This is a genomic window from Chromobacterium sp. LK1 (assembly GCF_001043555.1).
GTDB classification, from domain to species: Bacteria; Pseudomonadota; Gammaproteobacteria; order Burkholderiales; family Chromobacteriaceae; genus Chromobacterium; species Chromobacterium aquaticum.
Genome location: NZ_LDUI01000066.1, coordinates 1 through 20825 on the forward strand (window position 1 = coordinate 1; position 20825 = coordinate 20825).

The 20825-nt window shown below is 60.4% G+C and carries 16 protein-coding genes and 2 riboswitches; of the genes, 4 read left to right on the forward strand and 12 right to left on the reverse strand.

Features of this window, described 5'->3' with window-relative positions:
• The first annotated feature begins 132 nt into the window (after window positions 1-132).
• On the forward strand, window positions 133-1326 hold the full coding sequence (locus VI26_RS22360) for a hypothetical protein (protein ID WP_048411962.1): 1194 nt from the start codon (window positions 133-135) through the stop codon (window positions 1324-1326).
• Window positions 1327-1709: 383 nt separating this feature from the next.
• Here VI26_RS22360 and VI26_RS22365 read toward each other — a convergent pair whose 3' ends face one another.
• From VI26_RS22365 to VI26_RS22395, 7 genes are all read right to left on the reverse strand, one after another.
• Window positions 1710-5201 (reverse strand): hypothetical protein, encoded by a 3492-nt coding sequence (locus VI26_RS22365; RefSeq protein WP_048411963.1) that lies wholly within the window; start codon window positions 5199-5201, stop codon window positions 1710-1712.
• A gap of 576 nt (window positions 5202-5777) precedes the next feature.
• The gene (locus VI26_RS22370; RefSeq protein WP_048411964.1) at window positions 5778-6215 is read right to left on the reverse strand and encodes a hypothetical protein; all 438 of its coding nucleotides are present in this window, start codon (window positions 6213-6215) and stop codon (window positions 5778-5780) included.
• 436 nt (window positions 6216-6651) lie between these two features.
• Complete coding sequence (locus VI26_RS24750) at window positions 6652-6819, reverse strand: hypothetical protein (RefSeq protein WP_156184004.1); 168 nt, start codon at window positions 6817-6819, stop codon at window positions 6652-6654.
• A gap of 351 nt (window positions 6820-7170) precedes the next feature.
• Window positions 7171-8016: an aminoglycoside 6-adenylyltransferase gene (locus tag VI26_RS22380; protein ID WP_048411966.1), complete on the reverse strand. Its 846-nt coding sequence runs from the start codon at window positions 8014-8016 to the stop codon at window positions 7171-7173.
• A gap of 158 nt (window positions 8017-8174) precedes the next feature.
• On the reverse strand, window positions 8175-8909 hold the full coding sequence (locus VI26_RS22385) for a trimeric intracellular cation channel family protein (protein ID WP_231462594.1): 735 nt from the start codon (window positions 8907-8909) through the stop codon (window positions 8175-8177).
• A 199-nt stretch (window positions 8910-9108) separates the two neighbouring features.
• Window positions 9109-9321, reverse strand: a riboswitch (glycine riboswitch).
• A gap of 1 nt (window position 9322) precedes the next feature.
• Window positions 9323-9409: riboswitch (glycine riboswitch) on the reverse strand.
• A 135-nt stretch (window positions 9410-9544) separates the two neighbouring features.
• Window positions 9545-12028 carry a DUF3141 domain-containing protein gene (locus tag VI26_RS22390; RefSeq protein WP_082151214.1) on the reverse strand — a complete coding sequence of 828 codons (2484 nt, stop codon included), beginning with the start codon at window positions 12026-12028 and terminating at the stop codon, window positions 9545-9547.
• A gap of 149 nt (window positions 12029-12177) precedes the next feature.
• On the reverse strand, window positions 12178-13104 hold the full coding sequence (locus VI26_RS22395; protein ID WP_048411967.1) for a LysR substrate-binding domain-containing protein: 927 nt from the start codon (window positions 13102-13104) through the stop codon (window positions 12178-12180).
• 109 nt (window positions 13105-13213) lie between these two features.
• Between VI26_RS22395 and VI26_RS22400 the strand changes: the two genes are divergently transcribed.
• Window positions 13214-13822, forward strand: coding sequence for an FMN-dependent NADH-azoreductase (locus VI26_RS22400; protein ID WP_048411968.1), 609 nt, complete (start codon window positions 13214-13216; stop codon window positions 13820-13822).
• Between the two features lie 80 nt (window positions 13823-13902).
• On the opposite strand, the gene VI26_RS22405 is transcribed toward VI26_RS22400, so the two are convergent.
• From VI26_RS22405 to VI26_RS22425, 5 genes are all read right to left on the reverse strand, one after another.
• Window positions 13903-14526: a histidine phosphatase family protein gene (locus VI26_RS22405; protein WP_048411969.1), complete on the reverse strand. Its 624-nt coding sequence runs from the start codon at window positions 14524-14526 to the stop codon at window positions 13903-13905.
• Window positions 14527-14596: 70 nt separating this feature from the next.
• On the reverse strand, window positions 14597-15379 hold the full coding sequence (locus VI26_RS22410) for an ABC transporter substrate-binding protein (RefSeq protein ID WP_048411970.1): 783 nt from the start codon (window positions 15377-15379) through the stop codon (window positions 14597-14599).
• Window positions 15380-15460: 81 nt separating this feature from the next.
• Window positions 15461-16246: an ABC transporter substrate-binding protein gene (locus VI26_RS22415; protein WP_048411971.1), complete on the reverse strand. Its 786-nt coding sequence runs from the start codon at window positions 16244-16246 to the stop codon at window positions 15461-15463.
• 79 nt (window positions 16247-16325) lie between these two features.
• Window positions 16326-17813 carry an aldehyde dehydrogenase gene (locus tag VI26_RS22420; RefSeq protein WP_048411972.1) on the reverse strand — a complete coding sequence of 496 codons (1488 nt, stop codon included), beginning with the start codon at window positions 17811-17813 and terminating at the stop codon, window positions 16326-16328.
• Between the two features lie 308 nt (window positions 17814-18121).
• Complete coding sequence (locus VI26_RS22425) at window positions 18122-18667, reverse strand: cupin domain-containing protein (protein ID WP_048411999.1); 546 nt, start codon at window positions 18665-18667, stop codon at window positions 18122-18124.
• Between the two features lie 211 nt (window positions 18668-18878).
• Here VI26_RS22425 and ald point away from each other — a divergent pair, with 211 nt between their 5' ends.
• On the forward strand, window positions 18879-20003 hold the full coding sequence (ald, locus tag VI26_RS22430; RefSeq protein WP_048411973.1) for an alanine dehydrogenase: 1125 nt from the start codon (window positions 18879-18881) through the stop codon (window positions 20001-20003).
• A 19-nt stretch (window positions 20004-20022) separates the two neighbouring features.
• A complete protein-coding gene (locus VI26_RS22435; RefSeq protein WP_048411974.1) occupies window positions 20023-20817 on the forward strand; it encodes a gamma-glutamyl-gamma-aminobutyrate hydrolase family protein in 795 nt (264 codons plus the stop codon).
• The last annotated feature ends 8 nt before the right edge of the window (window positions 20818-20825 follow it).

Genomic DNA, 20825 nt, shown 5'->3' on the forward strand with positions numbered 1-20825 from the left:
GAGTGAGGGGGTAGGGGCGGAGCTGAGGGCAGAGGAGGTAGGTGCTGTCTACCTACTCTCCACCTGCTTGGCTGACTGAGTGTGCTGCGTCACAATATATCTTTATCATTCAAATGCCGTAGAGCCCCATGCATGGACACTCAGCCGGACTTCGAAAAAATCATTACCCTTCCCAAGCGTGTAAAGTTTGTTTTATTCATCCTCTCCATCTCCGTACTCATTTTTTTGCTTGGTTGGGCTGGTGATGCCGATACGGTCATCAAGGTTGCGGCCTATGTTCTTCTGCCCTTGCTTGAAGTATGCATTATTGATGTGCTTGTGTTTGAAAAAACGATAGTCAAAAAAGATGAGATAGTTATTAAGAGTGTCTTGTTCGAAAAGACAATAAAAACTGCTGATATCTGTGGGTATAGAGTCGAGAGGGTGAAACAAGAGGAACGTATAACTTTCTATGGGAGTGATGAGGGGGTGCCGCTTTTTTCATGGCCATATAAATATGTGGAAAAATACGCGCTTCATGATTTTCTCAATCAATACGCCAATCTCAAGTTTAATGATGAGAGGGCTATCCAAGATTTGATTGCATCCAATGCCGACTATGGTGCTAGCCCAGCGGAAAGAAGGAAAACGCTGCGAGTAATCAAGGCTGTTAACCTAGCTATATTGATTACACTTTTTGCTCTGACTCTGCTGTCCATATATCCATTGTACCCCTCGATATACTCAGCCATCGCCATCTTTGTTGGAGGTGGCGCTATTTTATTGCCGGCAATTTCTACAAAATTTTTCGGCGTGTCCCTGCTGGACAAAATGGAGCATGCAATCAAGATTAATTGCGCTGTCATTTTGTTGTTTTCGATTGCTATTCTATACCTGCTCTTGTCCTCGGCAGCCAGCGAGTACCACTATTTCTTGCCATCCTCTCCAGGGCGTTACATGGCAATATGGATTCTGTTGGCGGCACTCGCTTTTGCGCTGCTTCAGTTTATTTCAATAAGGAACAGACAGGGGCGCAGTAAAAGTTATTTCTTTGCCTTCGTCATTTTCACTTATGCCGCATTGACTGCCATCATGCTCAACGGTGTATTCGACCATGCGCCCTTCACTACCGATAAGTTCATCGTGCAGGATGTCCAGGTCACGTCAGGCAAGAGCGCAAGCTTTGCGCTACATACCAAATCCATTGACCCTCACAGCAAGGAAGAGCTTGTCATCCACGTCCCCTTGCGCGGCGACCTGAGCTTTTTCAAAGGCGATATTGTCTGCAGGGAACGGCATCAGGGCTGGCTCTCCATGGCCTGGGAATACCAGGGCGAATGCCGCTAACGCGACCAGTTCTCCGTGCGGTATGCAAGAACAGACGTCACACAAGTCCTGAGCTACAAATTCAGACCTGTATTGTGTATTGCCTTGTATGGCGAACTAGGCTGACTTCAACCATTGCTGCCAAAATCTATTCGCTTTGTCGTTATTGCGTATGTACAGCTCACGTCGTCGCGCATTTTTGCTAATTTGGGCATATCAGAAACTCGGTGTGAGCCGCCCGTTGGCTATCAGTCTGTCGAAAGTAGCTTTGGTGGGGTTGGTGTCTTCCTAGTGAAGATTTGGCAGGTAATCGGCCAGAGCTGTCGGTCATTTACTCGAAGGGAAATGGCTGGTTCTGGTTACAGACCGGCCATCCGTGCTTAGACGAGATCGACATCATAGTTTCACCTGTCTCTAATCAATTCAAGCACCTTCGTGATCGGTTCGAGTGGCAGGAAATGCCCCCTGCGCCATAGCTCCAGAAGCGTTCGCACTTTTTCTGTTGTTTTGGGATGCACCAATAAGACGGCATAGATCACCGGCCAGTTGTCTCCTGAGTGACGAAGGAGTTTCTCAGTCATCATACTCACTGCCTTAATCGTTCGGTTTTCCTCAAACCACGAATCAACAATTTGGCTCAGGAACTCGGCCATGACATTTATGTGAGATGGCCAGTCTGGGGTCTTTCCGCCGATGCAATTAGCCAGTTGGGAAAACTGCTCCAGAGACTCTGTTGTGTCGCCTTCAAATGCTGCCACAAGGGTAGCTGCGTCGACCGACACATATTCGTGCTGAAACGAAGCCAAAGAAGTGATAGCACCGGAGTATTCCATGCGAGTAATTATTTTGGCTTCTACCGCATACTTCAGAATAGCCTGAAGCCACGCATGGTGGAGATTGGGAAATATCAACCCGACCCATTGTCGATAGAACAGATCCTCAGATAGCAGCAAGTTATTTCCGCCCGCAGCAAGGTATGCCGCGTCAAAGATATGAGGAGACCTGACTGCGTCTATCATTTTTTGCACCAATGGAGCTGGCTTTTCCTTCCAATCCACCGGCACGACTTTGCATGCGTTGCACAACTCATCGATCCGCTGTCGAATAACTAGACCTTGCGTTTTCAATTGCTCAGGTGTGAAAGTGTCGCGATAGAACTGTCCATCTGCCCACCCCAAATACATGCGATCTGTGTCATGTGCAGCATCGAACTCAGAATGCAATTTCAGGAGTTGATCAACAACACTCCGCGGCACCGCCAATATTGGGAAAATACGGGCGAGTATTGGCAACATCCCGCTGCAAACAACCGACCATGCGGTGTATGTATCAAAGACTACGAGCTCAAAGTCAGAGACATCCAGCACCCTAATTGCTGACTCAAGATCACTAAGCCGCCCAGTATTAGAGATGATTGGATTGCCAGAATGCCGAATCCTGCTGGCGAGATTTAGGACATCAAGCCCCAATATCGATGCCACGACAGGCATTGGCAAGTGCTTTTCAAGATAGAGGTCGAGATTAGATCTGTCGCGCTCTGATTGCTCCTTAATAATGTCCAGCAAGCCAGAGATATCACCCTCGCTCTTACCAACCTTCACTGACCAAAGGCCGGGGTGATTGGGAAAACGACGTTCGTAGTTCTCCATCACGTCCTGCATAGCGCGAACGTGCTTGTCGAGGATTTGCTGGACTATCCATTGAATTGGTGAGCCAATTCTTCGCTCTTCCTTAAAAGACTCACCTGCACGGAGCCCCATTGCGCCAATGGCTAGCGGGTGGTCGAGTGACACCCGCTCATTACGATAGTCCGGCCCGTTATCATCGAGGCAGAATACAGCGGACCCCTGATCCTGATTTTCCAACCGAACCCAGCAACCCGGACCCACGACATCGGGCATGGGAATGACATCAGTTTCAGTGTTCAGAATAAGTCCCACGTATGTCAAATTGACTTTCGCGCTATCAACGGTAGAGCAGAGAACTCTATAGCCGAGCTTTATCCCATCGCGGGGCCGGCCGAATCTGACCAGCAGTTGCGCCAAGTGCATCTTTTCTAACGGGCTGCCCTCAACTGCATCAGCGTCTATTGTCTCCAGTAGTTTTTGAGTGGCCTCTCCGTTTTCTGCACGAAGATATGTTTGGGCAAGGGCAAGAATGCCATCTAGCAATCGGGGCGATGCTTCAAAAGCTTGTCGGAAATCTTTCTCTGCCAGTTCTAAGGCGCCTCTGTTGTAGTTCAACGTTCCGGCGAACAAAGCGTACCGGTGTTGCTTTAACAACCTGGGGGTAAGCGTCTTATAGAATTCAACACCTCGTGCACGGGGAGGCGTGATGTTGGCAAACGCCAGTGCCAACATATCGAGTTCCTCGCTGTCGTCCTCTACGGAAACGTACCCGTCCAGTAGGGCGACTACATTGTTCCAGTCACGTCGTACTGCGGCCTCGCGTGCGACCGTTGTACGGCCAGCGTAGTCGCTGTCTGGCGTCACCAGCGAGCTTGCCTTGTCATAGACCTCCGTACTCAACGATTCGAAGCCGGCGTTACGTGCCTTTCTCGCAATGAGAATAAGGGCTCGTTTGCTGTCACGGGTGAGAGGCAAGAGAGTGCGCAATTCATCTTCGCTGAAGCCTTGCTCTCTAACTTCGAGGCAAGACACAGCGGCCAACACGCGGCACCAGTCCTGCTCCGGCTCAGGAAAACCATTGATAACCTCTGGTTGTGTTGCTGCAATCGAAGCTATGTCCCCATCCAAAGCGGCAAGATGGAACTTGAGGAAAGCCAAGGTTGCCGAATTTTTGGCCTTGGCGAGCACCACCCGTGTAGTTGCGATATCTCCTGTTAGAAACGATAAACGTCCTACGTGTTCGAGAACCTCTGATGGGCAACGTGGGTTCGCCAGCGCCACCGCGGCGAATTGGCGAATGGAGTCGAAGTCGCGAAGCTGTAGGTATGCGGACAATAAGTTATGCCCGACCACTGCTTGATCAGGGCGCATCTTCTCATCAGTGCTTAAGCACTGTTGCCAGCGTTCTTTCAATACAGCTATTGCGGGTATAAGGCGCTCGTGCTGGCCAGCGGACAAGGCGTTTGTCCGCTTTAGCTGAGGGTCTCGGGAAGACTTATCCAGTGTCGCCAGTGCGGCGTCGTACTGAAGCGCCTCATCATCCTTGTACTGCTCTGCCCCTTCCCATGCTACCGCCCACCATTTTTCGTCAGAACCTCTTTTCTGCAAAAAATAGATATAGGCGGTCAACACCTCGGAAGACTTGCGCTGTTCTGGCGGAACAAGCTCAAGCGGATCTTCTACTTCTGGCAGATGTCCAGCGCACTGGACTAGGTATCCAGCCAGGGTCTCATTCTCAGGATAGAGTTTGAGCTGCTCCGTGCCGAACTTGAAGGCCGCCTTAACGTCACCACTCAGTACAAGACCAAGGACATTGTTCGCAATGGCCTTTGGTTCCTCTGGGGCTTGCAGATATGCATCACACAAGTAGCTGGCAGCCTTCTCGTCATTACCGAGCAGGTGATGGCAGATCCCAATGTTTGCCTTTATGCGAAAGCGTATGCGTCCCGATGCGGTAGAAGCAGTGCTGGCGTAGAGTTTTTCCAGCAGATCGAGAGCAACGCTCGGCTTCTTGCCTATGTAACTGCGTATGGCGTCGATCTGGCCATCAATCTGTTTCTCACTGTCGGCTCTCGCCGTTTGATCGCTCGGTAACTGGCGGGCAATTGACGCCTCTCCAGCACGGTACAACCCGTCGGTAATCCGATCAACGTGGGCATCAGTCAGCGTTACGTTCAGGTTTTGAGTAATGCAGACCGGAGCGTTGGCATCACCGGCGATGGCAATCGAACTGTTATTTGCGGATGCATTACCCGCAAAAAGCTTCATTAATCTGTCAATCAAGGGCGCAGCTGCCACAGGGTAAGCGCCAAGCCAAGGAAACTCGCGATACCACTCGCGATATTCCAGATTTTCCAGAAGAGGGAGTCAGAGGAGGGAGTTGCTGTAACATTGCTTGTGACCGATATGGGGGCGTTTGAGTCGCCGCCGACGGCAACACTTCCGTGATCGGCGGATACCTTCCTTGATGGCCGCCCCCATCGACCGATAGCTAGCCCGGCTACACCTCCGATCAGCAGCCCTAGTTCGAGTATCGCCATAGTCTCCTCCAATAAATCAGCCTTCATAAGAGGTGCAATTATAACCCGATGGGATATTGAATTGAACCAGCTTGGCTATTTTCCGACACTCGCTGCTTGGTCAGTCCTGCTCCCCATGGACATCGGGTTAGGTCGTTAGTACGCATTCGTCTACAATGAAATCGATCGTTGCCTGATGCTTGGCCGCGAAGGTCTACATTGCGCACAGAAGCTGACCTTTCAACGTACGACCTCCAATGACAGCTTTGGCCAACAAACCGCCCCCCATAACACCAAACCCCCGGTTCTCGCCGGGGGCCTCCCTTTACTTACTCTTTTTCAACACCCGTCGCTCCAGCAAGGAGCGCTCCACCTGTGCGTCCATTATCCGGTGCTGATGGTCGGTGTAGGCGTAGACATTCATCCGCTGTGCGCTGAGCGAGATCAGCCGCTCCAGATGGTTGAAGAAGCCCAACCAGTAGCCGCTCTGCTCGGTGAGAGTGAAGTCGATGTCGCGGGCGATGCGGCTGAGCAGGCCTTGGCTCACATAGGCCGGGTTGTCCTTGAACCATTGCAGCAGGTGGGCGGCGCATTCCCGGCCATAGGCGTAGGCTTCGGCGCGGCTGGATGGCGTGGGCGGCATTTGCCAGTAGTAGGGGTAGGTGCGTCCGGGAAGGCGGATGACGAAGGGTAGCAGGATTTCCTGGCTTTGCAGGGCCGGGGTACGGTAGCGCCGTCGGCGCGGGAAGAGAGATTGCGGCATGTCGTTACTCCTGCGATGAAACAAGATTAACAAGCTGCCTATCCGGTAGAGGATTTGGCAGGCGCGTGATGGGATTGGCATTACCGAGCCTCACGAACCCCGGTGAGCGCGTAGCGCTCTCCCACCATGCACCTGCCGTTAAAGCATGGCTAAGCGCAAGCATGCGCGTTGACGCGCATGCCTGGGTCGTGAGGCGCTTCGAGATGCCAATCTCGGTACCGCGTTTTTGCGGCACGCGGGGATTGTTGCCGACTATGCGGCCAGGGTCAAGGCGCGGTGGTCCTTGGTTTACGCTGGCGCGCGCCAGGCATGTGGAGATATGAAAGGCCTGGGACCAGAGTGCCTCTTCCCGGTCGTGGAGCATGCCCGCCGTGGCGGGGTGGCCTAGCCTTGCTGGCAGTGCGCCTGGTGGGACCGGGCCAACTCCGCTCTTGTTTTAATCGCCAGCGGCCTGCTCATCAGGGCGTGGCTGCTGCGGTGTCATCACCGGCTCAGCCTGCCGGCGCTCAACCTTCTCCGCCTCGTGCTGAGGCGACGATGCCTCTTTGTTCTCTCTCTTGAACATATCGGGCGGGTTTGGCATCCGCATCAGTTGTTGCTGCATGCGAAAACTCTCCGTCATGGCCTTGTGTATTTGGGTAAAAGCCGGGTGAGAGGGGGAGAATGAATCCGCGGAGGCTGCCGCGCTGTATAGCGCTAGCGGCAGTAGAAGGGCATGGATACGCATCTTGTTCCTGACAAAGTATCTGGCCGCGGGGGACGCGGCGCTTGGCTTGTATGGCTTGGCTGGCGCGCTTCCGCTGTGAGGGGGCGCGTGGCTGGACTGAAGACAGGCGGACGGAAGCGAACGCCTGAAAGATAGGGAATTCTATCTAACCATGCCCAAAGGTCAAGCCCACGGAAAATCCGCCGCCTGGCGCGGCGCGTGGGCAAGGGGCGTCGCGGGATCGTTGCTTTATGCAGGTGCGCGGATCAAGTCGCGGATGCCGGCTTCCACCGCTGCCGGGTAGTCGAAGCCGGCGCGGGCGGCCACTTCCCGTGCCACTTGGCTGTACAGCCGCAGCGTGGCGTGGAAGGCGCGTTCGGCGTCGGCGGCGTCGAAGTGGCCAAAGGCTTGATGCAGCGCCTGCCAGTGCTCCGGTTTGGCCCAGTGTTGTAGCCGGGTGCCGATATGCCAGCAGTCCGCCGCTGCGCCGGGGCGGCTATGGGCGTGCCATTCCAGCATTTCCAGCAGCAGTTCCTTCATGGTCCAGTCGCGGAATTTGACGACGAACAGCTCGCCGCGCGCCAGGTATTTGGGGATGTGAAAGGCCTCGAACCAGAACTCTTCCACCCGCTCGCGGAATACTTCCGCCGTGGGCAGGGCCGGCGCGGCGGGGCGGCCTTGTGGCGCGGGCAGGCCTTGGGCCGCGCCGGTTTTGTCCAGCAGCACGCGGTAGCCGCGCTGGTACAGCGGGTCCAGCCCCTGCTCGCGCATGGCTTGCAGCCGGGTGGGGCCGGCCAGGGTGAAGTCGATTTTGACGCCGTCGCCGTAGATGGCCAGGCGGGTGGGCCAGGCTTGGCCTTCGCCCAGGCGCAGCACGGTGAGCAGGGGGCTGATGTCGCGCAGCCAGCCGTCGTTCGCGGCCAGCGCCGCCGGGTTCGGGCCGATGATTTCCAAGTCCAGATCGGAGTGAATGTCGGCGCTGCCGTCGTCGCGGACAAAGGAGCCGGTGAGGATCAGCGCGTCCACGTCCGGGCGGCTGTGCGCCCAGACGATGGCGCTGTCCAAGCACTGGTTTTGCAGGACTGGGCTTGGCATGCGGGGCGCTCTCAGCGGGTGACGGGTTTGGGTAGGCCGCCGCCGGGCCGGGAAGTTCCGGCAGGCCGGCGGGCGCCTGCCGGTTTGGCTTGCTTGGCGCGATGAACAAACCCTGCTGTGTCGCGTCGGCGCGCCTTGTGATTTTTGTTAGCCGCTTTTTAATGCAGATCGTGCCGGTACATGAACACCGGCAGCCGCCATTCGCGCCAGATGGCGGCCAGGCGGATGGTGAGGCCGACGGCGAAGCTGGCCAGCACGTTGAGATCATGCGGCACGCCCAGCTTGATCAGGCCCAGGTAGAGCAGGGCCACGGCGAAGGAGACGCTGGCGTACAGTTCCTGGCGGAACACCACCGGCACGCGGTTGCACAGCACGTCGCGCAGGATGCCGCCGGCAATGCCGGTGATCATGCCGGCCATCACCACCACCACCGGGTGGTAGCCCATGGATTGGGCAACGCCGCAGCCTATGATGGTGAAGGCGATCAGGCCCAGCGCGTCCAGCACCAGGAACACGCGGCTCAGGCGTTTCATATAGCGGGCCACCAGCACGGCGGCCAGGCCGCCGGCAATCACCAGGCCGACGTATTCCGGGTGCTGGGTCCAGCCTATCGGGTAGCGGCCCAGCACGATGTCGCGCACGGTGCCGCCGCCCAGGGCGGTGAGGAAGGCGATGACGGTAACGCCGAAGATGTCCATATTGCGGCGGCCGGCCGCGAGCGCGCCAGTCATCGCTTCCGCGGTGATGGCGATCAGGTAGATCAGGGTAAGCATGTAGTCGCAGTGGTCAAACAGGCTGGCGCCGAGATGCGCGGCGAAGCCGGGTGGGAAAAGAGGTTGGCAATGGGCGGGCCATGCCAGGTGGCGCACAGCCTGGGCAAGAGTTTCGAACACGGGTTTTCCTTGAGAGCTGGTGCACGATCTGCTGCGCTGCGACGATACGGCGTTGAAAACATCTTCGAAATGCTCATGTACCACTTGTACATTCCGCTTTCTCAGCTGTTTTCGCCTTGTCTCGTCCTTGCTCGCGAGATCGTGAGCACGTTCTGAGCATGGCCGACGGGCCGCGCATGGGCGCGACGCTGCCGGCATTGCCTCTCCCCTTGTCCTTTTACCTGAGAGTTAGATGACGGGCGCGGCCTGTGTGCGGGCCTTGCCGGATGTCACTTGCCCCTTCGGTGGGCGGCTAAGGGCCGGTCACGTAATCTTGCGAGCAGGCAGCGAAGCCAAGCGGTTTTGACGCGCTGTCGCTGAAGCGTAGCAGATGATGAACGGGCGCTTAGGGCCTCTCTCCAATCGGCTGATATCCATGGGCTGCGGTACTGTTGCCTGAGCGATTATGGGAGTTTGCGTCTTCGGCGGGGGCGTTAGCCCCTCTCTCCCGCAGCAGATAAGGATATTAGCGTTTGCTGTATTGTTCAGTCAACGACTGTACCGATGGGCGGCGGCAAAAATGTTGCAGTGCGCCATCGGGATGAAAAATGCCCGGACGGCGTTAACCGTCCGGGCATTTGGACGCTTGGCGGTGCTCAGTTGCCCGGTGTTTTGGGTTTGCTGGCGCCGTTGCCGGCGGCGGGTTTGCGTGTGGCCGGGGTTTTGGCGGCGGGCGCTTTGGCGGTTTTGGTCGCGGCGGGCTTGCTGGGCGCGGCTTTGCTGACCGCGGGCTTGGCCGCCGGAGCGGGTTTGGCGGCGGTGTCGATCTTGGCCGGGGTTTTGGCTGGCGCTTTGACGGCTGCCTTGCGTGGCGCGGCGGCTTTCTTGGCGGGCGCGCTGGCCTTGGCAGTGGGGGCCGGAGCGGCCACGGCTGTTGCCACAGGGGGCTCGGCGGGCGGCAGGATGGCCGGCGCCGGGGCGTGGACGTCCAGTTGCAGCATGTGGGCCACTTGGTCCAGCCGTTGTTGTTGTTCCGGGATGATGTCGCCGCTGAGCGCCAGCAGTTCGCGCGCCAGTTGCCAGGCCTGACGGCGCAGGTGTTCTTGCGGCAGCAGCTTGGGCAGGCCGGCCAGCGCGCGGGCTTCGTCCAGCCGCACCAGGAAGACTTGCTTGCGGGCGATGTCTTTCAGCTGCATCAGGGTCATCGGGTATTCATGGCGGATGTCGCGCATGATGCGGCGGATGGCGTTGAATGGGCGCTCGTCTATGATGCCGCGGCCAATCGCCACGTAGATGAGCAGGCGCACGAAGCCATCGGCCAGGGTGCCGCTTTCGTAAGCGGGATCCAGCACTTGGCGCTTGAGCTGCAGGCGTTCCTGTTTGTCCCAGCTGTCACAGCGGGCGGCGCGGGTTTCGCGCGCGGGCTGGACGCCCACGACGGAGGCGAGCCACGGCGATTCGTACACGGCCTTGAAGCAGTGTTCGGTGGCGGCGTCGCGCAGGTCGCGGTAGTGGTTGAGGCCTTGCTCCATCCAGCCGGACCATTGCTCCTGCAACTGCCACAGCGGGTTGTCCGCGCTCACCGGCTGGCGGTGGGCGCGCACGTATTCGGCGGCGGGCTTGAGCCAGCTTAGCCAGGGGTTGAGCGGGGAGATCAGCGTGCGTTCCAGCCGCGCCGGGTTGAGCTGGCGCAGCAATTGGGCGCTGGCTTCGTTGCTGAGGGTTTGCAGCGCGGGGGAGACGAAGCGGTCGTACACGCCTTGGTTGATTTCGGAGACGCGGCGCACCACTTCGAAGGCGCGCTCGTCTTCGCGGCCGTCGTCCAGCGCCAGGATGTCGGCCACTTCGCGCGCTTCGAAACGGATGATGTAGCGGCCCTGGATGTATTCCTGGCCGGGGGTGTTGGGCGCCACGTCCTCAATGACGGCTTCGTAGAGGCCGGGGGCCAGCACGTCGATCAGGTCCAGCGCGCTGGCGAATTCGCTGTGTTCGCGGTTGGCGATGCCGGCGGAGACGAAGATGCCGAGGTGGCCCACTTTGTTGTGCAGGCAGTAGATGATGGTTTGTTCGTTGTCGCGGATGTCGTCGGCGCTGGCGTACAGGTCCGGTATCCAGTTCAGCGCTTGTTGCGGCGGGGTGATGTTGTCGCCCCAGGAGGCGAACACGATGATGGGGGAGCGGATGTTGCGCATGTCGACGCGGTATTGGTCGCTGCTGACGATCTTGCCTTCCACCAGGTGGTTGCCCACGAAGAGCTGCTGGGAGATCCATTCCATCTCCTGCTTGTTCAGCAGGTAGTGGCCGCCCCACCAGCGTTCGAAGCCCAGGTAGCGTTCGCGTTCGGTGTCCACCTTGGCGTACAGATTGTAGGGCTTCTTCCACAGGGTGTTGGCCGGGTCCAGTTTTTCGAAGTTGTTGACCAGGTGGGCGCCGTCGAACTTGCCGTTGCCCAGATCGCCGGCCAACGAGGCGGTCCAGGTGCCGCCCAGCATGCCGCCGGAGTAGCGCATCGGGTTTTTGCCGGCCACGCCGGCCCAGTAGGACAGTGGGGTGCCGGCCAGCAGGATGGGGCCGAACAGTTCCGGCGCGGCGGAGGCGAGCATGGCCAGCGCCCAGCCGCCCTGGCAGTTGCCAATGACGAAGGGCTTGCCGTCGCTGTCCGGGTGCAGTTCGTTGACCTTGCTGAGGAAGACGTATTCGGCGCGGCTGACGCTTTCTATGGTCTGGCTGGGCACCGGTTGCGGGAAGAACATGATGAAGTAGCAGGGGTGGCCCTGCTGCAGCGCGATGCCGATTTCGCTGTCCATCTTGAAGCCGCCGATGCCGGGGCCGTGGCCGGCGCGCGGGTCTATCACCACGAAGGGGCGCAGCGCCGGGTTGGTGGCCGGGCAGCCGGCCGGCGGCAGGATGGCGGTGAGCGCGTAGTTGGCCGGGTCCGGCAGGGTGCGGCCGTCCAGAATGATTTTGTAGTCGAACACCAGTACCGGCGGTTTGCCGCTTTGCACGTGCCGCAGGTAGTCGGCGCCGCGGTCATGCTGCACGTCCCAGTAGAGGATGGAACGCTCCCAGGCGTCGCGCCAGTAGCTGGCGACGGGGTTGGAGGAGAGGAGTTTTGACCAGACAGCTGTTTGCGACCACATACGGCACCTCTTTGCTTGGTATGACGGATAGCTGCCTACTCTACCTGGCTTTTGTTGCATTGCAATAGCTAGTGGTCGGAGCCCGGCGCGCGGAGGCGTCTAGCGTCGGTTGTTTGCAACAGGCCTGGCTGTTGGTTGAGGCCAGCCGCTCAGCTTGTGAGCAGGTAGACCGGGTGGTCCGGCGGGATCAGCTCGGTGGTGAGGAAGTCGATGAAGGCGCGCACCGCCGGCAGCAGGCCGCGGCGGGTGGGAAAGGCGGCGTGCAGAATGCCCCAGGGGATGTCGTAGTCCGGCAGCAGCCGCACAAGTTGGCCGGATTGCAGCGCTTCGTGGCAGACCAGCACCGGCAGCGCGGCCACGCCCAGGCCGGCGATGGCGGCGTCGCGCAGCACGACGAGGTCATCGGTCATCAGCCGGGGGCTGTCTATTTGTATGGTGTAGGCATGGCCGGCCTGGTCCAGCAGCGCCCATTGGCCGCGGCCGTCCGGGCGGCTCATGGTCAGCGCCGGCCAGCCGGCCATGTCGGCCGGGCTCTTGGGCGCCGGGCGTTCGGCCAGCAGCGCCGGGCTGGCCACCAGCGAGGTCTGGGTGGTGGCCAGCCGCCGCACCACCAGGTTGGCGCTGTCTTCTATCACGTTGCGCACGCGGATGGCGACGTCCACGCCTTCTTCTATCAGGTCCACGCGGCGGTTGCTGGAGTCCAGCTGCACGCGCAGCAGCGGATGACGGGCCATGAAGCGGGGCAGCGCCGGCGCCAGCAGGGTCTTGGACAGCAGTTCCGGGCAGCTGACCTTGATCAGTCCGCGCGGCTCGGCGCTGCTGCGGGCGATGGCTTCATCGGCGGCTTCGGCCTCCTCCAGCATGGCCTGGCAATGCTGGTAGTACTGTTGGCCGATCTCGGTCAAGGACAGCCGGCGGGTGGTTCTTTGCAGCAGGCGCACGCCCAGCCGCTGCTCCAGTTCCGCCACGCGGCGGGACAGCCGGGATTTGGGGATGCCCAGCACCCGGCCGGCGGCCATAAAGCCACCATGTTCAACCACTTTGGCGAAATACAGTAGATCGTTCAGGTCCTGCATGATTGTCTCACTGATGGAACAATGTTTCCGATTTTCACAGTCTAGTGCGGATTGGTTCGGAAAACTATCATGCAATCACTTTCCCCACCAAGACACGAAGGACCCGATCATGAAACTGTTGCATCTCGATTCCAGCATCCTCGCCGCTAATTCGGTTTCCCGCCAACTGAGCGCCGTTGTCGCCGACACCCTGCGTCAGCGCCACGCCAATGTGGAAACCTCTTACCGTGACCTGGCCAGCCAGCCCATCGCTCACCTGTCCGGTGAGATCATCGGCGCCAATTTCACCGCCGAGGCGGACTGGACCGCCACTCAGCGCAGCGAAGCCGCGCTGAGCAATGAGCTGATTGAAGAATTCCTGGCGGCGGATGTGGTGGTGATCGGCGCGCCGATGTACAACTTCTCGATTCCGTCGCAGCTGAAAGCCTGGGTGGACCGCGTGGCCGCCACCGGCCGCACTTTCAAATACACCGAGAACGGCCCGGTGGGCCTGGCCGGCGGCAAGAAGGTGATCGTGGTGTCCTCGCGCGGCGGCGTGTACAGCACCGAGCAGGGCCGGCTGATGGATTTCCAGGAGGATTACCTGAAGACGGTGATGGGTTTCCTGGGCGTGAACGATGTGGCTTTCGTCCGCGCGGAAGCGGTGAATATGGGCGAGGACAAGCGCGCCACCGCCATTCACGCGGCTAAAGAGGCCATCGCCCAACTGGCGCTGTAATCCTCGGCACCGTCAATGGCGACAGCCGGCTCCCTGTGGGGCCGGCTGTTTTGCATGGGTGGGCGGAGTATGGGGCGCGATCAGGGCAGCCAGCAGGTGGATGACAGCTTGTCCAGGCCTTGCTGTTCGCGGCGGAATTTCGCCTTGGGCGGGGTGTGGCTGTAGTCGACGGTGAGGATGAAGAGGCCGTCGAAGTCGTTCTTGTCCCATTTGGGCACCTGGCTGCCGCCGTTCTTGCCGCCGTATTGGTTCATGATGTTGGTGGCCATCACTTGCAGCAGCTTGTGTTCCCAGGCGATGAAGACCAGCTTGCCGTGGTGCAGCGGGTCGATCAGTTGCTGTTGCAGGCCGTCTATCGCCGCGGTTTCAAAATTGGTGTTGACCGGCAGGCCCTGGGAGATGGCGGTGGGTTCTATGGTGGCCAGCGGCCGGATGTAGTTGAAGGTGCCGGCCGGGTCGCTGGCTTGGCTGGAAGTGGATGGCGCGTAGATCTGGTCCGGTTTGCCGAAGCGCTGCGGCAGCACCTTGGCCAGGGCCAGCGAGCGGTTGAACCCCTTGCAGTCGAGCTGACCGTAGCCGCCTTCCGGCTTTTCGCCGTGGCGCATCATGACCAGGGTTTGCACTTTGCCGGCGTCGTCGGCGGCATGGGCGGGGAAAGCTGCCAGCAGCGGCAGCAGCAGGGCGAGGCGGTTCAAGGATTTCATCGGGCGCTCCCGTGGTGAGGACAGCGCAGTGTCGCGCGCGTTGGCGTGCGGCGGCAAGCTGGACCTAGGGTCAGGGCTGCATGCGGGCCACGCTGTCGGGACTGAGGTATTTGCCAAGGATTTTGCGCAAGCTGCCGTCCTTGATCATTTGCTGCAGTTGGGCTTGCCATTGCTCGGCCTGCTGCTGGCTGAAGTCGCTGTGGGCCAGCACCAGGCCGCCGGCCACGCGTTCCGAGGTGGGGAACAGGTCCAGCACCTCCACTTGGCCGGATAGGGCTGGGGAGTTGAGCCAGCGATCGTAGCTGAGCGGGAGGGCGAAAGCGGCGGTGATGATGCGCTGGGACAGCATGGCGTAGAGATCGCGCTCGTCGTTGGCCATCACGACTTTGCCGCGCTTGGCCAGCTGTTCCAGGAAGGCGTCCTGCTCCGGGCTGTGGCGGTAGCCGCGAATCACACCCCATTTGACGGCCGGGTCGATCAATAGCTGGTCCAGCGTGCGCGGGTTTACGTGGTGGGATAGCAGGATCATGTTCTTGCTGTAAAAGTAGGGATAGATCCAGGCGTATTTTTGGCGGTCGGCGGTGGGAATGGTGGAGGTGGCCAGGTTCAACTGGCCGTGTTCCACCATTTTCAGCACGCGGATGCGCGGATAGGCTTCTTCCTGCACGATCTTGCAGCCCAGCCGGCGCGCCAGTTCGTGCACTAGGTCGACATCGTAGCCGCGCCCTTCCTCGTAGGCGCCGCCCAATAGGTAGTAGCCCACTTTCAGCCCCGCCGCCGGGCAGGCGGTTTCGCCCAGCGCCGCCGGCGTGGCCAGGATGCCGCCCAGCAGTGCCGCCCACAGACCTTTCATGCCATTCTCCCTTGCCGCGTCTGTTTAGCTATAGCCGGGTTTGGCGGTTTTTGCCGCGCGTGGACGGATGGCGGGTGGCGCTTATTCCAGCATGCCGCGCACGCTGTCTTCGCTCAGGTATTTGCGCAGGATGCGGTGCAGGCTGCCGTCTTCGCGCATTTTGCCCAATTCATCGCGCCAGACGCGCATCTGGCGTTCGGTGAAGCCGCGGTGCGAGAGGACCAGGCCGTTTTCCAGGCTGCTGTCGCGAAACGGATCCATGACCTTGACCTTGAGCCTGGCGCGCGGTTGACCGTTGAGCCAGTGATCGTAGACCTGGGGCTGGGAGAAGGCGGCGGTAATGGAACCGCTGCGCAGCATGGCCAGCAGGTCTTCTTCATTGGCGGCGCAGATCAGCTTGTCGCGCTTGGCCATTTGTTGCAGGAAGTGGTCTTGCAGCGGGCTGTTGCGGTAGCCGATGACGGCGCCCCATTTGAGCTTGGGATCGTTCAGCCATTGTTCCGGTGTCTTGCTCTGCACCGCGGGGTTGAGCAGGGTCATGTTGCGGTCGCGGGTGTAGGGCAGCACCCAGGCGTAGCGCAGCCGTTTGTGCAGCGGGATGGTGGAGGTGGCGAGGTTGAGCTTGCCGTGCTGTACCAGCAGCAGCACGCGCAGCCGCGGGTATTCGCGCTCTTCACGGATCTTGCAGTCCAGCCGGCGCGCTAGTTCGTGAACCAGGTCCACGTCGTAGCCCTTGCCGCCTTCATAGGCGGTGGCTGTCGGGTAATAACCCACCTTCAGCCCTTCCGCCGGACAGGCGGGCGCCGTGGCGCCCGCCATGGCCGTGGCGGCGTGCAGGCAGAGGAGGGCGGAGAGGCGCTTGATCATGTCACGGTCCTTGCTGGGCGGGGTGGAAACAAAACAGGCTGCCGGAAGGGCAGCCTGTCGGCGGCGCTGTAAACGCGGTTTACAGCTTGATCAGCGTGCTCTTCAACTCGGTGTATTTTTCCAGCGCATGCAGCGATTTGTCACGGCCGTTGCCGGACTGCTTGAAGCCGCCGAACGGGAAGTTCATGTCTCCGCCTTCATCATAGCAATTCACCCACACCGTGCCGGCGCGCAGGCGGCGCGACACTTGGTGCGCGGTGCTGAGGTTGGAGGTCCAGACCGCGGCGGCCAGGCCGTATTCGGTGTCGTTGGCGATGCGGATGGCTTCTTCAACGTCGTCGAAGGTGATCACCGACAGCACCGGGCCGAAGATTTCCTCGCGGCAGATGGTCAGGTCGGCGCTGGGGCAATCAAACGCGGTGGGTTCAATGAACAGGCCGGTGTCGGTATGGGCCGCTTTGCCGCCGAACAGCTTCTTGGCGCCCTCGCTATCGCCTTTGCCGATATAGGACAGCACTTTGTCGTACTGGATGCGGTCCACGATGGCGCCCATATTGGTGGCCGGGTCCAGCGGGTCTTGCGGATAGTAGCGGGTGGCGGCGGCTTCCAGTTCCTGCAGGAAGCGCTGTTTGATGTCGCGATGCACCAGCACGCGGGAGCCGGCGGTGCAGACTTCGCCCATATTGTAGAAGATGCCGCCGGCGGCGGCGCGCGCCGCCTGGGCGAGGTCCGGGCAGTCCGGCAGGATGATGTTGGGCGATTTGCCGCCCAGTTCCAGCCAGACGCGCTTGAGGTTGGACTGCGCCGCGTAGCCGGCGATCAGCTTCCCCACGCCGGTGGAGCCGGTGAAGGCGACGCAGTCCACGTCCATGTGCAGCGCCAGCAGCTTGCCCACGTCGCCGGCGCCGGGCAGCACTTGGAACACGCCATCGGGAATGCCGGCTTCCTTGGCCAGCGCGGCCAGGCGGATGGCGGTGAGCGGGGATTTTTCCGATGGCTTGATGATGACCGGGTTGCCGGCGGCCAGCGCCGGGCCAAACTTCCAGCTGGCCATCATGATGGGGTAGTTCCACGGCACGATGGCGGCCACCACGCCTATGGCTTCGCGGGTGACCAGGCCCACCACCTTGGGATCCACCGGCGCCACTTCGCCGCCTATCTTGTCGATGGCCTCGGCGAACCATTCCACACAGTAGGCGCTGCCGGGCAGGTCCACGCTGAGGGTGTCGCTGATGGGCTTGCCCACGTCCAGGGTTTCCAGCAGGGCCAATTCATCGCCGTGATCGTGGATCAGCGCGGCGAAGCGCTTGAGGATGCGGCCGCGCTCGCGCGGAGCCAGGCCGGACCAGGCGCCAGAGTCGAAGGCGCGACGCGCGGCGCTGACCGCGCGCTCCACGTCGGCTTCGCCGCACCAGGCCACGTCGGCCAGCTTCTCGCCATTGGCGGGGTTGTTGCAGACAAAACTTTTGCCGTCTTGCGCGGCGCAGTACTCGCCGGCGATGAAGGCGCGCCCTTCGATCTTCAGTTGAGCGGCGAATTGCTTCCATTCGGCATGCGTTCTAGCCATTTCTCTCTCCTTTGATGATCTGGCGCCGCCTGGCTGTGGCGGCGCCGGTATCGCTTCACTCGGGTTTGACTACCATGCTGTCTGTCCTGGCGTTTGGAGCGGGGGCATTGGCTAAAGCTCCCCTGCCTGGCCTTATTGTCTGTTCGGGCTATTGCTGCGCCAGCGTTTTAGAACCTGTTTACGATCTGCTGCGCGTCGGCGATACCGCGTTGAAACCGAGCTCAGTGCTCATGTACCACCTGTACATTCCGCTTTTTCTCTCGTTTCCGCCTTGTCTCGCTCTTGCTCGCGAGACTTTGAACAAGTTCTTAGAAAGTCGGCGGCGAACTGGCGCTGACCACTTCACAAATTTCCGCGCCGGCATTGCGAAAACGGTGCGGCAGCCGGCTGTCGAAATAATAAGCATCACCCGGGCCCAGGACCCGGCTCTCGTTGTTGACCGTGACTTCTATACTGCCCTTGATGATCACGCCGCCTTCCTGGCCGTCGTGCGTCAGCATGTCCGGCCCGGTGTCGGCGCCGGCCTCGTAGACCTCGCGCAGGATGGCGATGTCGCGCTTGTCGTGGGCGGTGCCCACCAGCAGCAGCCGAATCTGCTCATTGCCCAGATTGGGTAATTCGTGAGCCTGGTAGAACACGCGCGCCTGTTCCGGGTCGGAGTCGAAGGTGAAGAAATCCGCCAGCGTCATCGGCAGTCCCTCAAGCACTTTTTTCAGCGAGCTGACCGAGGGGCTGACCCGATTCTGTTCTATCAGCGAGATGGTGCCGTTAGTGACCCCGGCACGTTTGGCCAGTTCCCGTTGCGACAACCCGAAACGGTCCCTGACCATGCGTAATCTTGCGCCAACGTCCATGGATTCCTGCTCCATCAGTATGTTAATAATTTTAGACGCTTTATGATAATTATTTTGCACGGACTCTGCACTACTTGCTGCGACGCAAAATCGAATATCTTTGCATCGTTGGGGGTTTATAGTCAGAATCAGAAACAAGGAGCAAGCATATTGTGAATTTTCTTAAACGCTTGTGCGGCCCCGACAACAACAAATCAGTGAGGAGAGCGACATGCTGATCGGTGTTCCCAAGGAGATCAAGAACCACGAGTATCGTGTTGGCCTGACCCCGTCTGGAGTCCGGGAGTTAGTCGCCAACGCACACAAGGTTTTGGTCCAGACCCAGGCCGGCCTCGCCATCGGTTTCACCGATGAGCAGTATATCCAGGCTGGCGCTTCCATTGCCTCCAGCGCCGAGGAAACCTTCGAACGCAGCGACATGATCGTCAAGGTCAAAGAGCCGCAGCCGGTGGAATGCCGCATGCTGCGCCGTGACCAGATCCTGTTCACCTATCTGCACCTGGCGCCGGATCCGGAGCAGACCAAATTATTGCTGGAATCGGATGCCATTGCCATAGCATACGAAACCGTCACCGACGAGCGCGGCGGCCTGCCATTGCTGGCGCCGATGTCCGAGGTGGCTGGCCGCATGGCGATCCAGGCCGGCGCCCACGCGCTGGAGAAAGCCCAGGGCGGCCGCGGCGTGCTGCTGGGCGGCGTGCCCGGCGTGGCCCCGGCGCGGGTGGTGGTGATAGGCGGCGGAGTGGTGGGGCTGAACGCGGCGCGCATGGCCATGGGCGCCGGCGCCGAGGTCACCATCCTGGACAAATCGCTGCCGCGGCTGAAGGAAATCGACATGGTGTTCGGCGGCCGCATCAAGACGCTAGTGTCCAACTCCGCCAATATCGAAGATTGCCTGCGCGAGGCGGACCTGGTGATCGGCGCGGTGCTGATCCCCGGCGCGGCGGCGCCCAAGCTGGTGACGCGGCCGATGCTGAAGATCATGAAGCCCGGCGCGGTGCTGGTGGATGTGGCGATAGACCAGGGCGGCTGTTTCGAGACCAGCCGGCCCACCACGCACCAAGATCCCATTTACGTGGTGGACGGCATCGTCCACTACTGCGTGGCCAATATGCCCGGCGGCGTGGCGCGCACCTCCACCCAGGCGCTGACCAACGCCACGCTGCCGTACACGCTGGAACTGGCCAACAAGGGCTGGCGCCAGGCGCTGCTGGACAATGCCCATCTGCGCAACGGCCTCAATGTCTGCCGCGGGCGGCTGACTTACCCGGCGGTGGCGCAGGCGCTGGGCCTGCCTTTCATCGATCCCATCGAAGCCGTCAAGACGGCGTCGTAACCCGTTTCAAGGACCAGAAATGTTGCAAGCTATCATCGGCATACCCTGTGACATCAAGATGGTAGGCCTGTTGCCCTTCCACGCGGTGGGTGAAAAATACATCGCCGCGGCGGCCGGCGGCGCCGGCGGCGTGCCGGTCTTGCTGCCGGCGCTGGGCGACAAGACCGCGCTGCGGGAGGTGTTGGAGTTGGTGGATGGCGTGTTGCTGCCCGGTTCGCCGTCCAATGTCGAGCCGCATCATTACGGCGGCGCGCCCAGCCGGGCGGGAACCATGCACGACCCGATGCGCGACGCCACCACGCTGCCGCTGATCCAGCAAGTGCTGGAGCAGGGCGTTCCGCTGCTGGGCATCTGCCGCGGTTTTCAGGAAATCAACGTGGCGATGGGCGGCGAGCTGTATCAGCACGTGCAGGAAGAAGAGGGGCGGCGCGACCACCGCGAGCCGGACACCCCCGACCTGGACGCGATGTACGCGCTGTCCCATCCGGTGCGCTTCGCCGAGGACAGCCTGCTGCGGCAATGGACCGGCCAGGAGTCCGCCATGGTCAATTCCCTGCATCAGCAGGGCATCAAGCGGCTGTCGGATCGCCTGATCTGCGAGGCCGTCGCCGACGACGGCCTGGTGGAGGCCTACCGCGTGCGCGACGCCAAGGGCTTCGCCTTCGCCGCGCAATGGCATCCGGAGTGGAAATACTGGGACAACCCGCTGTCCATGGCCATCTTCAAGGCATTTGGCGATGCCTGCCGCCAACGCCGCGAGCAGCGGCAACGTGGGCCGCAATTAACCGAGACCTTGTGTCACCACTCGGAATAACACACACA